At 57.4% G+C, this 14942-nt stretch carries 16 protein-coding genes; 14 read left to right on the top strand and 2 right to left on the bottom strand.

From position 1 onward, the window contains the following. The first annotated feature begins 18 nt into the window (after positions 1–18). Complete coding sequence (locus ACNQ6O_RS01515) at positions 19–264, top strand: type II toxin-antitoxin system CcdA family antitoxin (protein ID WP_418051484.1); 246 nt, start codon at positions 19–21, stop codon at positions 262–264. Positions 265–276: 12 nt separating this feature from the next. After that, a complete protein-coding gene (locus tag ACNQ6O_RS01510; protein WP_418051483.1) occupies positions 277–468 on the top strand; it encodes a CcdB family protein in 192 nt (63 codons plus the stop codon). A gap of 276 nt (positions 469–744) precedes the next feature. Here ACNQ6O_RS01510 and ACNQ6O_RS01505 read toward each other — a convergent pair whose 3' ends face one another. After that, complete coding sequence (locus ACNQ6O_RS01505) at positions 745–1485, bottom strand: hypothetical protein (RefSeq protein ID WP_418051482.1); 741 nt, start codon at positions 1483–1485, stop codon at positions 745–747. Positions 1486–1735: 250 nt separating this feature from the next. Between ACNQ6O_RS01505 and ACNQ6O_RS01500 the strand changes: the two genes are divergently transcribed. From ACNQ6O_RS01500 to ACNQ6O_RS01445, 12 genes are all read left to right on the top strand, one after another. After that, entirely contained in the window at positions 1736–3097 is a 1362-nt protein-coding gene (locus tag ACNQ6O_RS01500; protein WP_418051481.1) for a hypothetical protein, read from the top strand. Positions 3098–3122: 25 nt separating this feature from the next. After that, positions 3123–3509, top strand: a complete 387-nt coding sequence (locus ACNQ6O_RS01495) for a hypothetical protein (protein WP_418051480.1) — start codon at positions 3123–3125, stop codon at positions 3507–3509. A gap of 166 nt (positions 3510–3675) precedes the next feature. Beyond that, positions 3676–4254, top strand: a complete 579-nt coding sequence (locus tag ACNQ6O_RS01490) for an aminodeoxychorismate/anthranilate synthase component II (RefSeq protein WP_114335463.1) — start codon at positions 3676–3678, stop codon at positions 4252–4254. A 16-nt stretch (positions 4255–4270) separates the two neighbouring features. Beyond that, positions 4271–5299: an anthranilate phosphoribosyltransferase gene (gene trpD, locus ACNQ6O_RS01485; RefSeq protein WP_418051479.1), complete on the top strand. Its 1029-nt coding sequence runs from the start codon at positions 4271–4273 to the stop codon at positions 5297–5299. Positions 5300–5306: 7 nt separating this feature from the next. Continuing rightward, a complete protein-coding gene (trpC, locus tag ACNQ6O_RS01480) occupies positions 5307–6119 on the top strand; it encodes an indole-3-glycerol phosphate synthase TrpC (RefSeq protein ID WP_418051478.1) in 813 nt (270 codons plus the stop codon). Between the two features lie 22 nt (positions 6120–6141). Beyond that, positions 6142–7509 (top strand): MATE family efflux transporter, encoded by a 1368-nt coding sequence (locus tag ACNQ6O_RS01475; RefSeq protein ID WP_418051477.1) that lies wholly within the window; start codon positions 6142–6144, stop codon positions 7507–7509. Positions 7510–7595: 86 nt separating this feature from the next. Then, positions 7596–9413 carry an IucA/IucC family protein gene (locus ACNQ6O_RS01470; protein WP_418051476.1) on the top strand — a complete coding sequence of 606 codons (1818 nt, stop codon included), beginning with the start codon at positions 7596–7598 and terminating at the stop codon, positions 9411–9413. Continuing rightward, on the top strand, positions 9400–11226 hold the full coding sequence (locus tag ACNQ6O_RS01465; protein WP_418051475.1) for an IucA/IucC family protein: 1827 nt from the start codon (positions 9400–9402) through the stop codon (positions 11224–11226). Before ACNQ6O_RS01470 ends, ACNQ6O_RS01465 begins: the two co-directional genes overlap by 14 nt. Continuing rightward, entirely contained in the window at positions 11223–12524 is a 1302-nt protein-coding gene (locus ACNQ6O_RS01460) for an AMP-binding protein (protein ID WP_418051474.1), read from the top strand. The genes ACNQ6O_RS01465 and ACNQ6O_RS01460 overlap by 4 nt, the downstream gene beginning before the upstream one ends. Then, positions 12521–12784: a phosphopantetheine-binding protein gene (locus ACNQ6O_RS01455; RefSeq protein ID WP_418051473.1), complete on the top strand. Its 264-nt coding sequence runs from the start codon at positions 12521–12523 to the stop codon at positions 12782–12784. The genes ACNQ6O_RS01460 and ACNQ6O_RS01455 overlap by 4 nt, the downstream gene beginning before the upstream one ends. Beyond that, positions 12781–13797: a DUF6005 family protein gene (locus tag ACNQ6O_RS01450; RefSeq protein WP_418051472.1), complete on the top strand. Its 1017-nt coding sequence runs from the start codon at positions 12781–12783 to the stop codon at positions 13795–13797. Before ACNQ6O_RS01455 ends, ACNQ6O_RS01450 begins: the two co-directional genes overlap by 4 nt. Next, positions 13794–14660, top strand: coding sequence for a sugar phosphate isomerase/epimerase family protein (locus ACNQ6O_RS01445; RefSeq protein WP_418051471.1), 867 nt, complete (start codon positions 13794–13796; stop codon positions 14658–14660). Before ACNQ6O_RS01450 ends, ACNQ6O_RS01445 begins: the two co-directional genes overlap by 4 nt. On the opposite strand, the gene ACNQ6O_RS01440 is transcribed toward ACNQ6O_RS01445, so the two are convergent. Then, positions 14636–14926, bottom strand: a complete 291-nt coding sequence (locus tag ACNQ6O_RS01440; protein WP_418051470.1) for a DUF2218 domain-containing protein — start codon at positions 14924–14926, stop codon at positions 14636–14638. The genes ACNQ6O_RS01445 and ACNQ6O_RS01440 overlap by 25 nt on opposite strands. Between the last annotated feature and the right edge of the window lie 16 nt (positions 14927–14942).

Raw genomic sequence — 14942 nt, 5'->3', positions numbered from 1 at the left:
ATCTTCTTGGAGGCCCTCATGGCCGGACTCTATAATTCAGCCGCCCCCAAAAAAGCAGCGAACCTCTCAATCAATAGCGACCTTCTGCGTATAGCCCGGGAACTGAACATCAACTTGTCTGCCACCTTGGAGCGAGCTCTGAAAGAAGAGCTTTCGAAACGCGAAGCCGCACAATGGGTTGAAGAAAATCGCGCTGCGATAAAAAGCTACAACGATTTCGTCGAACAACATGGATGCTTCGGCGACGAATTCAGGGAGTTCTGATGGCACAGTTCGATGTGTACCCCAACCCGAGCAAAATCAGCAAGGCTCTCTACAGAAATCAGCTTTGCCGATCAGGAGCTGTTGCTGTCAACTCCGCAAATTTCCTCCGTACCTGAAAAACACCTCAAAAACCCCATCGGTTCTCTCTCGCATTTCAGAAACCAGATTGTTGGAGCTCTGGACCTGGCTATCACCGGCATTTAACGCCAAAGCTCAGCCGCCGCTTTAGCGGTCGGCTGGAGCGCATTGTTATAAGTGCTTGATAGCCTCACCGGGTTCCAGAGGCAAAGTTCCAATGTTGAGATGTTTGTAAATAGCATCAGCTTTTTTCAGGAAGGCTACGTCTTGCGAGATGAGGAGTGAACAACGTGCCCCGCTTTGAACATGTGCTAAATCGTTACTTGAAGCATTAAACCTATCCTTTCCCTTTTTCGTGCTTGTAAAATCATCTGCACAGTAGCCAGCCCAGTTTAAAAGAGACTAACAAACAGCAATCTTGTTCTCGGGAGTATCGTCAATATGGTTACTCCAATGGAAATCAGGGTTCGACTCACGGAAAAGCTCTTCTATCAAGCCGATGACATGGGCTGCTGGGCTCTTTTCAATTTCCTTTAACTTCTCAAGCTGTCGAAATGGTCTAGGCCCTAACTCCTGGTCATTTGGTATGTCGAACCTTGGAAGATTCTCCAAATTCGACAATTGATCGCTAATTTGTATCTTTACTGATTCAATCTGAACCTTGTCGAGTTCAGTTGTCGATACGATCTCAATCTGAGCCAAGCTATCTTCCAGAATTGAACGCAAACTTGCTCGAAGCCTTGAGTTTAAATCATCAAACGTTTGGTCTACTGGAAGACCGCACAACTTTCGATTGATAAGGTCTTGAGTCTCCATGACCGAATCTATCCCGGCCGCATAGTTTTGAGATTCATTCTCAATAAAGCCATCCCAGACTGTTTTTGGATGATTCCTTACGAGCATGTTTGTTACTGGAGTTAAATAAGCGGCTCCAAGCCCATTCAAAAGCCTTAGATGTTCCAATCTAAACTTCTCATGAGGAATCTGTCGGATTTCACGCAAGTGTGTCGCCGTGTACAGGACCTCAACGTCTTTGAGAGTGCAAAGAGTTTTGAGAGCACGCAAATCCTCATTAGCAGATTCGGAAAGGACTCGCTCTCTCATGTCAGATAATACGTTTTGATCCAAATAAACGTAGGGCATGGTAATTACTTATAACTCCGTCCCTTTAAATAAAATTCAGCGCCCCACGCGGCTCCACAGAAACCATATCAAAAGCTTACTAACAGTCACGCTTTTTCCCACAAAATTCCGAGAACCGCTTCCCAATCGACATACAATACCCGAGGGCACATCCGTGGCTTTGCCCCACCCCATTCAGAACCCCACCCAATCCCGCTATACTCCAAAACCATCAGTTCTTCACCCCGAGTTCAATTCCGTAAGGCCGTCAATGACAAACAAAACCACACTACGGATTGCCACCCTTTCTCCGGTGCGCTCGCCCATCAGTGCCAACAGCGAACACCGCGCGGCCAAGGCCTTGCAGGGCGGTTCGGGGGAAGCTCCTAAGCGTTTACTGCCGGCGTCGGACGTGCTTCTTCCTTTCGATTGGCCCTGGGCCAACGGCTACGGCACGCTTGCCCACGACAGCTTGCCGACTTTCTTCCAGCCGTTTGATTGCTACGACATTGATACTGAGGCAGTTAGGGATCGTTCCGAGAACCTGGCGCGCATCTGCCATGAGTGGAACGGCGAGATCGAGGCTTGCCAGTTGTTCCTGTACGACGACACGGTGGCACTGCTGCGGTTGGATGTCATGATCCAAGTAAACGAGGCCACGCTGGCAACGCTGATTGAATCCGGCCTGCTAGATCGTTCCCTGTCGGATGCGGCGGGTGATGTTTACGGGGCGCTTATCTATCCGTGTTTTCAGGCTTACTGTCGGGAGTTTTCTGCTCGGTTTGGCAAGAACAAATCCGCCGATGAACAACAGCTTCGGGACCCGAACAAGCTGACCGTTTTTAAAGACGTTGATTTCAGCGAAGCAACCGCTCCTGCCAGCCATGTGCTCTGGACCGGGCGCAGTATTGTGGCCAGCCCGAATGAGTTGGATCAGCCTGTGGGTGAGCTATTGCGCCAGTGGGCGTCTTACGCCGGTTCCCTCGACGATCTCAAACAGGCGCGGCACTACGTGGGCTCTGGCAACATTCTGGTGGTGAGTGACCAGCCGCAAGACTGCCGCGATGATTGGTTCCGGGGCTTGTCCATCTGCCAGTTTTACAACGCCATTTTGTTTATTTACGGCGCCATTCTGAAATCCAGTTATTCACAGCTCACCGACCTGCTGGGCGCAAAGCGCACCCGCAACGGTGAACTGAACCGGTTGATGGCGAATATCACGGTGAGCCTGGATCACCTCGAGTTCAGCCGGCTGGAATTCAAGGAAGCCCGGGCGGGCGTTCAGGCTGAACGGGCCCGCATCGTGGAAGACACCTGCGTGGCCTGGCAACTGGATACCCTGATCAGCAGTGCGCTGGAGCGCACGGATTTGATTCGCTCACGCATTGCCCGGCTGCTGGAGGCGCGCAAATCCCGAGTCGATAAAACCGTCGAGTTGATCTTGGCCGGTATCGGGGGCGTGGCACTGGTGGAGCTGTTCCTCTCACTAACCACGGCCTCTCGCAGCCTACCCATAGACGACTTCCCGGGCATTCTGGATGTGTTCTTGTGGTTACCGCCGAACGGTGCCATTGCGTTATCGTCCGCCCTGTTGGTGGCGATCTTCATCTATATTTATCTCGCCAAACGCTGATCCGCGACTGATAGGTAACTCAACCATGACAGACAATGCCCGTATCCGCTTTTTGGTGCTGTTCTCAATCAGCCCGGAAAAAATGGCCGAGGTCGGCGACTTTGTGGCGGGCCAGCTGTCGCGGCGGTTTGGTGGGGCCACTGTGCTGCACTCTTCCGACAGCGCGACGCTAACCGGGTTCTGGGCCGATGATGGCCAGCAGTTCAAAACCGCCTATGAAGGGGAAATCCTTAAGGAGCCGGTTATCAGCCTGATGCTGTCGGTATTACCCGAGGATGAGGAAGAAGCCTACAGCCAAATCAAGGCCACCTTGGCCGAGGCTGCTAAACGCTTTCAGCTGGATTGCCGCCACGTGCATGTGGAAACCCTGCGCGCATCGGCACGGCATTTTGACCTTCAGGCCGAGGCTTAATGCCGCCCTCCCCGCCAGCCCGATATTGTACCTAGGCCAGTGGGCTGCAATAATCCACTGTCTGTTTGCGCCAAACCTCCGGCAATGTGCGCTGTAAATGCCTTTATGCACAGCACCGCCCGCATGGCGAACACATCCACTGCTAGAACATACGGTCCCGATCGCTATGCTGCTGATGATTGATAACTACGATTCCTTCACCTACAACATTGTCCAGTATCTGGCCGAGCTGGGTACCGAGGTTCAGGTGCACCGGAACGATGAGATCACCATTGAGGAAATCGAGGCGCTGAACCCGGAACGGCTGGTAATTTCCCCCGGCCCCTGTACCCCGAATGAAGCGGGCATTTCCATGGAAGCCATTCGCCATTTTGCCGGCAAACTTCCGATTCTGGGCATTTGCCTTGGCCATCAATCCATCGGTCAGGTGTTTGGCGGCGACACCATTCGCGCCGGGCGCGTGATGCACGGCAAGGTGTCCCCCGTTTATCACAAAGACACGGGCGTATTCCGGGGCCTGAACAACCCGCTGCAAGCCACCCGTTACCACAGCTTGGTGATTGATCAGAACACCCTGCCGGACTGCCTGGAAGTGACCGCCTGGACCCGCAACGAAGACGGCTCCATCGAAGAGATCATGGGCGTTCGCCACAAGACCTTGCCGATTGAAGGCGTGCAGTTCCACCCTGAGTCGATCATGACCGAGCAGGGCCACGAATTGCTGCGCAACTTCCTCAAATCATAAGAAAGGACACTCACGCATGGATATGAAACAAGCCCTCGACCGCATTGCCTCCAATCTGGATTTGTCCCGTGAGGAAATGAAGGATGTCATGCGCATCGTGATGAACGGCGAAGCCACCGATGCTCAGGTAGGTGCCTTTCTGATGGGGTTGCGCCTGAAGAGCGAAACCATTGACGAGATTACCGGTGCCACCGAAGTCATGCGGGAGCTGGTCACCAAGGTTGATATTAAGGCAGAGCCTCTGGTGGATATCGTGGGTACAGGCGGTGATGGCGCCAACCTGTTTAACGTGTCCTCGGCGGCGTCTTTTGTTGTAGCCGCCGCCGGCGGCTTCGTAGCCAAGCACGGCAACCGGGGCGTGTCGTCCAAGAGCGGCAGTGCGGATTTGATTGAGAAAGCCGGTGTGAATCTGAACATGTCACCGGAAGAGGTCGCCCGTTGCGTGGAACAAATCGGCGTGGGCTTTATGTTCGCCCCGTCTCACCACGGCGCGATGAAGCATGCCATTGGCCCCCGTAAAGAATTGGGTTGCCGGACCATCTTTAACATTCTGGGCCCCATGACCAACCCGGCGGGCGTAAAGCGCCAGCTGATCGGCGTGTTCACCAAGGCCCTGTGCCGCCCTATGGCGGAAGTGATGCAGCGTTTGGGTGCCGAGCACATCATGGTGGTGCACTCGAAAGACGGGCTGGATGAAATCAGCCTGGCCACCGAGACATATGTAGCCGAACTGAAAGACGGCAAGATCACCGAATACAGCATCACCCCGGAAGATCTGGGCATCAAGAGCCAGACCCTTGTAGGCCTGACCGTGGATTCGTCTGATGAATCCTTGAAGCTCATTCGCGCCGCCTTCGGTCGTCAGCACGACGAAACCACCGAAAAAGCCCGCGACATGATTGCTCTGAACGCCGGTGCTGCTATCTATATTGCCGGCCTGGCCAACACGCCACAAATGGGCGTAGAGATGGCTCTGGATGCCATGGGCTCTGGCCTGGCTGCGGGCAAGATGTCTGAACTTGCCGATTTCTCCCAATGTTTCTGAGGCCGCAATGACCAATAGGCACAATGACCGTACCCCCACCATTCTGCGCAAAATTGTTGACCGCAAATGGCAGGAAGTAGACGAGCGCAAACCGAAAACCTCCATCGCTGACCTCAAAGCCATGGCGGGTGATCAGCCACCGGCGCGAGGCTTCGCCCATGCTCTGCGTTCGCGCGTTGAGCAACAGCAAGCGGCGGTGATTGCCGAGATCAAAAAGGCCTCCCCTAGCAAAGGCATTCTGCGCGACCCGTTCGAGCCGGAAGTCATTGCTGAAAGCTACGAGAAAGGCGGCGCGGCCTGTTTGTCCGTACTGACTGATCAGGACTTTTTCCAAGGCCACGAAGACTATCTGAAAGCGGCCCGAGCGGCCTGCAGCCTGCCGGTGATCCGCAAGGACTTCATGGTAGCGCCCTATCAGGTGTACGAAAGCCGCGCCATCGGGGCCGACTGCATTCTGCTGATTGCCGCCTGCCTGACCAAAGACCAGATGCAGGAACTGGAAGGCATCGCCCACGAAATCGGGCTGGATGTGCTGGTAGAAGTACACAACGGCGAAGAGATGGATGATGCCTTGACCCTGAGCACGCCGCTGGTGGGCATCAACAACCGCAACCTGCACACCTTTGAGGTGTCGCTGGAAACCACCTTCGATCTGTATCAGCGCATTGGTTCTGACCGTTTGGCCATTACCGAAAGCGGCATCATGACCCGGGCAGACGTGCAGGCGATGACCGAGCGCGGCATTTACGGTTTCCTGATTGGTGAGTCGTTCATGCGCGCGCCAAACCCCGGCGAGAAGCTGCAAGAGCTGTTCAGCTGATTCATCTAGCCACGGCAGCGCCATGACCCATTCCAGCAACGAAGCGACCGATCCGATATTGGCCGGCCCTTATTGGCCGGCCTTTTTCCGCTATGCCCTGCCCTCGGTGGCCGGATTATTGGCCCTGACCACCGCCAACATTGTCGATGGCATTTTCATCGGTAACTTTGCCGGGGCCGATGCCCTCGCGGCGCTGAACCTGCTGATTCCCTGGTTTACCTTACTGTTCGGGCTGGCGCTGGCGCTGGCCATTGGCGGCACTGTGCGCGCTGGCCGTTATCTGGGCGAAGGCAACCGGGCTGCGGCCTCCGCGATCTTCAGCAAATGCCTGATGGCAACACTGGCGCTGGCGTTGTCCGGCGCGCTGCTCGGGTTACTGTTTCACGAATCCATCTATCGCTTGTTGGGTGCCTCGCCCGCTATTTTCCCGCTGATGTCCGAGTACTTTCTGGTGATCATCTGGGTGATGGTGCTGCAGCTGTTCACCATGGTGCTCTATTACTTTGTGCGGGTAGACGGATTCCCCGGGCTGGCCACCACGGCACTGGTGCTGGGCGCTGCCGCTAACATTGTGCTGGACGCCCTGTTGGTGGGGTATTTGGATTACGGCCTGCGCGGTGCCGCCATCGCCACGGGGCTGGCCCAGTTGCTGCAGTTTGCGGTGCTGGCGCTGTATTTCTACAAACCGGCGCGAAAGCTGGTGTTCCGGCTGCGGCAACAGAATTGGCGCGAAGTGGCCAAGGCCTTCGCCAACGGTGTGTCTGAGTGGATCAACGAGATGTCGGTCGGCTTGGTGATGCTGTTGATCAACTGGCTGTTGATGACCTCTCAGGGCTTGGCTGGCGTGGCGGCATTCACCGTGGTGAATTACCTGATCTTCCTCAGCCTGATGGTGTTTTACGGCATTTCAGACGCCATGCATGTGTTGATCAGCCACAATCTGGGGGCAGGCAATGCCGAACGCATCCGCCGGTTCATGGGCTGCGGGGCCACGGTGATTCTGACATTGGCGCTGACGCTGGTGGGCACGGTCTGGCTATTTGGCAATGATGTGATTCGGCTGTTCCTCGATACCTCGGCGGACCCGGCCACGGCGCAACTAGCCGACCAGTATCTCGCCATCCTCTGGCCGCTGTTTCTGGTGAACGGCATTAACGTACTGCTGTCGGTGTACCTCACCGCCACCCACCAACCCCTGCCTTCTGCAATGGTGGCCTTCTCGCGGAGCCTGGTGTTACCGGCTCTGCTGCTGGTGGGCATCGCCCGCTTTGCACCGGACTGGCCACTGCTACTGGCGCTGCCGATGGCCGAGTGGCTGACCTTCGGCCTCGCGCTGGCACTGTTTGTTCGCTTTCGGCCGCAGCGTTTGGTCACATCCAGCACGGCCTAGAGCCAAATGTAAAAGATGTAAATACATTTCAATTGCGCATAATTCTCATTTAGATTGACTCCAAATTCTGACTTTGGAGTGTCGACATGGGACCGTCTGCCCGCGCGATTGCCGAACAAGCAAGCTTTCAAGCTTTTCTTCATGGTTACCTGCAGGAGATTGACCCCGGCCAGTGGCGTGAAAACACGGTTTCAACGCGCCCATCCGGCCAGTGGACTTGCGAACTGTCGCTTGAGAGCCAGCGTTCCCGCCTCGCCATCGACATCGTCTATCGTTCTGATCTTGGCCGGCATCGCTACGGCAAAGTACAACAATGGCTGAACGGCCGTTATAGCTGGGCCGAGATTGAACCCTTTCAGGCCATGTGTCTGCTGGTGCGGGAACTCTATGCCCGCTCGGCCGGCATGGTGCCCGAGCTGCGCAAGCTGCGGGAACTGGAACTACTGCACCGGCTGACCGACAGCTACGGAGTGATGACCCGCTACGTTGCCAAACGCAGGCACGACCCGAGACTTTACCAAAACCGGTTTCTTGAAGCCGAGCAATCCTTACTGTTTGGCCACGCCAGCCACCCAACTCCGAAAAGCCGGCAAGGCATGCCGGAATGGCAGCAAGACGCCTACGCGCCGGAGCTGGCGAACCGGTTTCAGTTGCATTACTTCATGGTGCACCAATCCTGCGTGGAAGAGGATTCGGCAACCGCTTTGCCCGCCAGCACTATGGCGGAGTTTCTGATCAAAGGTGGTCACCCCACGTTAAACCTGCCCGACGACCACGTTCTGATACCGGCTCACCCGCTGCAGGCCCAGTGGTTATTGCTGCAACCTGCGGTGCAAAGCGCCATTCAGGATGGGGCAATTCACCCCCTCGGGGCGCTGGGGCCGGAGTTCTCCGCAACCTCTTCGGTGCGCACGCTGTACAGCGAGCAAACCGATTGGATGCTGAAGTTCTCCATTCCGGTGAAAGTCACCAACTCATTGCGGGTTAACAAGGTGCCGGAGTTGCGGGCCGGTGTGGTGATGGCGCGCTTGATCCAGCGAACCGGCTTTGCCGAAAGCGAACCGGCGTTTCGTATCCTGCAGGACCCCGCCTACTTAACGGTAAAACTGCCCGGGCAGGCTGAAAGCGGGTTTGAAGTGATTTTTCGGGAGAACCCCTTCCCCAAGGGCGAGGATCACGGCGTGATTAGCCTTGCCGCTTTGACTCAGGACCCGCTGCCCGGGCGTAATTCCCGCTTGCTCAGCCTAATTGAAGGTGTCGCACTGAATGAAAACCGCAGCCTGGCCTCGGTCAGTCAGGACTGGTTCCAGCACTACCTTGCCTGCGCCATTGCGCCAGCCCTGAGGCTTTACGACGAACACGGCATTGCGCTGGAAGCCCATCAACAAAACAGTCTTCTGGACATTCGCGGCGGCTACCCGGACGGCTATTACTACCGGGACAATCAAGGCTATTACCTGTCGGAAAGCCGGCGAGAATCGCTGACTGCCCTGTGCCCGGATGTGCTCGATACCCCGGAGCTGTTCTATAGGGACGCGATGATCCGCGACCGCTTCTGCTACTACCTGATTGTGAATCAGCTGTTTTCGGTGATTGCCCGCTTTGGTGTGGACGGATTGATTTCAGAAGCCGTGTTGTTGCGCCAGCTGCGCTGCTTTTTGCAGTCGGAACTGGCGCGCCTGGATGGCCCGGCCCGCCCGCTGGTGGCCATGCTGCTGGAAGACAGCTGCCTGCCTTACAAAGGCAACCTGTTGACCCGTGTACACGATGTTGACGAGCTGAACGCCGAACTGGAAATGGCGGTGTATACCAGCATTCCCAACCCGCTGTGCCGGCGTGTGCAATCCCTGCTCCCCAGCCAGATCCGCAAACAAGCCGTTGAGGTGCATCATGGCGCTGCGTAATCCGGTGGCCGAGTCGGCTCTGGCGGCTGCACTTTCGGAAACCCCGCGGCAACGGGTGCTTCGGCAACTGCTGGAAGCCTTGCTGTTTGAAGGCCTTGTGCCCTGTTACAAAGCCGATTCCCGCAGCGAAGGCTGGCAATGGCTGAGCTTTCCCGTGGGCACCTTGCAGGCCCGATGCCGGGGCCGGGTGCGGGGCTTCAGCCGCGTTCGTTTAGACATAGAAACGCTGAGCTTCAGCCGCAATCAACGCCCGTTGACCGTGGACTTGCCAGCGCTTATTCAGGAGTTACCCGGTTCCCGCTCACGGCACCAGATACTGTTGAAAGAACTGGCCGCCACCATCGCGAACGAAGAACAGCTTCGCAACAGCCATCAAACCCGCAGGTTGCACAGTCGGCGCTCGCTGCACGGCGAAGCGCTGGACCGGGCCATTCATGAGGGGCACCCCTATCACCCGTGTTTCAAAAGCCGGCTGGGGTTCGGGGCCGACGATCTGATGCGCTACAGCCCGGAAACCAGCACAGGGTTTCGGCTGCACTGGGTAGCCGTACCGCGCCGTTATCTGGCCAGTCAGTTGCCGGTTTCAGACCTGGCGTTCTGGCAGGCCGAGCTGGGCGAGGAAACCGCCTTTCTGCTGCGGGCCGCGTTTCATCGGGTTGGCATTGATTGGCCGCACTATGGCGCACTGCCAGTACACCCCTGGCAATGGCGACACCTCTACACCGGCGCACTGGCCGAGCACCTTGAGCGTTTCGACATCCGCGATCTCGGGCCACTGGGCGACCGCTACCAGCCTAGCCAGTCCTTGCGTTCTCTGTTCAACATGAACCACCCCCGCAAGGCCTGCATCAAGCTGCCACTAGGTATTCACAACACCTCTTCCCGACGGCATCTGGAGCCGCATTCGGTGCCATCGGCACCCGCCATCAGCTACTGGCTGGAAGCGATTGTTGAATCAGACCCACGGCTGTCGCGCGATTACCCTCTGCGACTCTTGCCGGAATACGCCAGCCTGAGCTTTACGGCGGAACCCGGCACGCTGCCCGGGCAACACCCGCTTGAAGGTGAGCTGGCCGCCATCTGGCGCACCAGCCTTAGCGCCCGGCTGAACGAGGGTGAACAGGCGGTGCCGCTAAATGCGCTGTTTCAATGGCAGCCCGACGGTCAGCCGTTCATTCATCCGTGGGTGCAGCGTTACGGCCTTGAGCCTTGGCTGAACGCCGCCCTCGCGGCCCTGATTCTACCGGTCTGGCACATGCTGGCCGCCCACGGCGTTGGTCTGGAAGCGCACGCCCAAAACAGCCTGCTGGTCATGCGCGAGGGCTGGCCGAACGCGCTCTTATTACGTGATTTTCACGACAGCGTGGAGTACACCCGGGACTATCTCGCGCCCGGTACGCCAGAGCCGGATTTAGGCGATCGCCAAGCGCTGTACGACCAGGCGCCGGACGATCTCTATTACCGAATGACCGGCCCCGAAGCCCTGCGGGAGTTGGCGGTGGACACCCTGTTCATCTACAACCTCAGTGAATTGGCCCTGCTGCTCGAAGACGCCTACGGGTTTTCAGAAGCCCGGTTCTGGGCGCGGGTGCGCAAATTGCTGAATCAATACACACAGCAGCACCCGGAACTCCGGCACCGGTTAACGCAACTCGGCTGGGCCCAGCCAAGGCTGAAAACCGAATCGCTCATCACCCGAAAACTTCAGCCGGGCACCGGGAGCCTCAGCCATTGGGTACCCAACCCCTTGGCCCTCGACTCTCTTGGTTCCCCCGTTTCCCTCAATGATCACCAGCAAGTGAGGTTATCGTGACTACCCCTTTGTTTTACGTTGATAACACCCCATACAGCCAGGACGATTGCGACCGCATCGTGGCGCCACTGGCCGGAGCCGAGCCGTTTCAGAATCCCAGTAATTGCCGCTTAGCCGTTTGCTTGCAAGACACCGCACACTGGCTGGCCCTGTGTCTTTGGCTGAAGCCGCTGGGTGCCAGTGTGTTGCCCATTCATCCCGGCACGCCCCGGCAAGCAGCAAAAACTCTAGCAATCGACACCGGCTGCAGCCATTTGCTGTTCGGTGACAACCTGCGCGATGCCGCCCCGGAGGCCCTTGAAGCTACCGAAAATCCGGGCCAAGCCGCGGGTGGCGAGTTGATTCAACTCAGCTCTGGCACCACCGGCAAGCCGAAAACCATTACCCGGCCCTGGCGCGATATCGACCGGGAACTCACGGCCTACGTCGACCACTTCACCGAAGCCCAGCCACTCACACCGGTGGTGGCCTGCCCGGTCACCCATTCCTACGGTTTGATCTGTGGCGTGCTGGCCGCGCTGGAACGGGGTGCCACCCCGCATGTGGTGACCAACCTGAACCCGAGGTTCATATTGTCCCGGCTGCGGTCGGTGCCAGAACATCTGCTCTATGCTTCGCCCACACTGGTCAGTCTGTTGATCCGGATTCTGCCCGCAAGCGAGACGCTGCATACGGTGATGCTGTCCGGCGCGCCTTTGCCCGCGCCAGTGCTGAACCAGCTGCGAGACCGGTGCCAACGGTTATGTCAACAATACGGTTGTTCGGAAGCCGGCTGTGTTGCCCTCACCCCGAACGTGACCGAGCCCGGCTTGCTGGGTACCCCCCTACCCCACGTATCGCTGGATGCGGGCACCTCCGCAGCGCAACCCGATGACGTAATGATCACTATCAAAGGCAGCGGCCAGCACATTAATACCCGGGATCTGGGCTATTTCGATGTCCACGGCCAACTGCATTTTCTCGCGCGCACCGACGACACCATCAATGTGGCGGGGATCAACGTTTACCCCGGCGCGGTGGAAGACGTATACCTGAGCTATCCGGGTATAAGGGAAGCGGTGGCCTACAAGCAAGCCGACAGTTTTGCCGGTGAACGGGTATGCCTGCGTTTCGTGGCCGATTCCGAGCTGGATATCGATCAGCTGAAACAGTGGAGCCGTGAACACCTGTCGCCCCATCAGGTGCCCGCCTTCATCGAGCAGGTCGAAACCATTCCGCGCCTGCCCAATGGCAAGGTCAGCCGACGGTTATTGAGCGAAGCGCCTGCGAACACCCTCGCTGCGGAGGTGCCCGCATGATCACCAACCGCCATGCCGCCATTAAGGCGGTTCTCCAGCAGCACTTACCCAACGCCCGACTGTCGGCGTTCGATGGCGGCGCCCGCTTGAATGCCGATCTGGCCATAGATTCCATCATGTTGCTGCAACTGATCGTGCATTTGGAGTTGGAACACGGCCTAAACCTTCCGGAAGAAACCTTGCTGACGCAGGAACTTGAAACCGTAGATGATCTGGCCCGGCTGCTGGTCGCCAACGACCAAAAGGAGCCGGCGCTGTGATCAAAGTGCACTGTTTCGTCAGTTGCGTGTGCGAAATCATCAAACGCACACCCGGGGTGGACCACCGCCCGTTCTACTTCGGGGTTTGGGATGCCGATTTTTCAGTGAACGATGAAATGGAGCTGTCGTATCACTCGCCCCACACTCGGCATAACGAGTTCCGCGATTGGTACAAATTGCTGTACGGCATCAGCATTGAACCTTGGTACGACCACAAAGCTGACAAAGAAACCAACATTCAGACGCTGGTATCGCTGGTGGAAAACCGGCCCTCGGACCGGCAAGTGATGGTGATGCTCGACCTGTACCGGCTGCCCGAACGGGAAAACAAGTTTCACCAGAATCCGTTCCCGCACTACGTGATGCTGGAAACCACCGACAACCCCGATGAATGGTTCATGTCTGACCCGGATTTCCGCTGGGAAGGGGTATTACCCAAAGCCCGGATTCTGGAATCCGTGCGTTCCCCGGCCGCTGCGGGCGGTTTCTATTTCGATGGTTTGAACATACGCCATACGCCGGCAGAAACCGTGGCCGCCTACTTCGCGCAATGCATGAAGACCGACCACAACCCGTTCACCGATGCCGTGCGGCGCATCCTTTACGCCCATACTGGCCCCGATGCCCGCCAGCCGCTGGCGCACCTGCCTCATGCCTTCCGGGAAATTCCGGTGATGGCGATTCGCAAGTACGCCTTCGAACACGCCTTCGCCTGGCTGCTGGAAGATCAGGGCAAACAAGCGGAAGGCGCGCCCTGGTTTGAAGCGGTGTGTGAAGACATCGAACGGCTGGTAAAAACCTACACCCAGATCCAGTTCCGGGCCCTGAAGCTGGTGATGTCCGGCGATAACGCTCTACTGGCAAGTGTCGAGCAGTTACTGGATGAACAGGATGAGCGGGAGTTTGCCATCAAGGCCAGCCTAATGGCGCTGTTCAACGAGTGGCAGCGGTATCGCGACATCGGGGTTCCGCAAACCCATACCGAACAAGCCCCTCTGGAGGTGCTGTCATGATTCGTTTTCACCTGTGTACCATTTCCTTTCGGCACCATCTGGTGTCGTTACCCGAGCTGGCCGACTGGGCCAAACGCAACGGTTTTGACGGCATTGAACTCTGGGCCGTCCATGCTCGCCATCTGGCCCGGCAACCTGCCTTGGATGGCCACTGGATAGAGCGCCAAGGGCTGCGTATTCCCATGGTCAGCGATTATCTGCCGCTGGATGGCAGTGAAGCAGAAGCACTTCGTAAAACTCGGGAGGCCTGTCAGCTGGCAAAGCGCTGGCACGCAAACAAGGTGCGCACCTTCGCGGGCCCATTAGGCAGTGACGAGGTTTCGCCCAGCCAGCGCCAGGCTATGACCCGGCGGCTGCAAACGCTGACCCAATGCGTGGCTGAAGAAGGTCTTTCTTTGATGTTGGAAACTCATCCGGGCACGTTGGCCGACACCGTGGGCTCCACCCTCGAACTGTTAAGCGACATTGATCACCCGGCCCTGGGAATCAACTTTGACGTGCTACACGTTTGGGAATCCGGTGCGAACCCTTTGGTTGCTCTGAAGCAGCTGGCACCCTGGGTACACCATTGTCACTTCAAGAACATTCAACAACACAGCCAGCTTGGTGTGTTTGCCCCCGCTAACGTGTATTCGCCGGCGGGTACGCGTGAGGGCATGGTGCCGGTCTTGGAGGGCGCCTGTGATTACCGACCAGTACTGGCAGAGCTAGGGGCATGGCAATCAGAAGGTATCGATCTGGACGTGTCTCTGGAATGGTTCGGTTCAGACAGCTACCGCGTACTGAACAGCGACCTCCGCCAGCTACGCAAGGTGCTGGCAGAGCAGTGCCCGCAACCTCAAGCGGTCGCGGGCTTCCACTGAACCTCAGCCACCTCATCGGCAGCAAAGCGGATGAGGTGGGACGCCACCACCTGCCCCAGCTCATCCAACTCTTCTGCTGTCGGGGACTGGCATTCAAGGGCCAGCGCTCCGTTTAGGGTGCTCAACCTGCATTCTCCGATGGAGAAGGTGAGCAACCCGTTGGTTTCGCTCCACTCGGCTTCGATCTTGTGGCTGAAGTGTTTGCACAAGCGGTTAATCAAACGGCTAGGGTTAGCGGTGGATACTCGAGCATTCATAAACGGCATAACAATCTCCTTGGGT

This window comes from Marinobacter sp. SBS5 (genome assembly GCF_048285575.1).
Taxonomy (GTDB): domain Bacteria; phylum Pseudomonadota; class Gammaproteobacteria; order Pseudomonadales; family Oleiphilaceae; genus Marinobacter.
The sequence above is the reverse complement of the archived record's forward strand: the minus strand, read 5'-3'. Positions and strand labels throughout refer to the sequence as shown.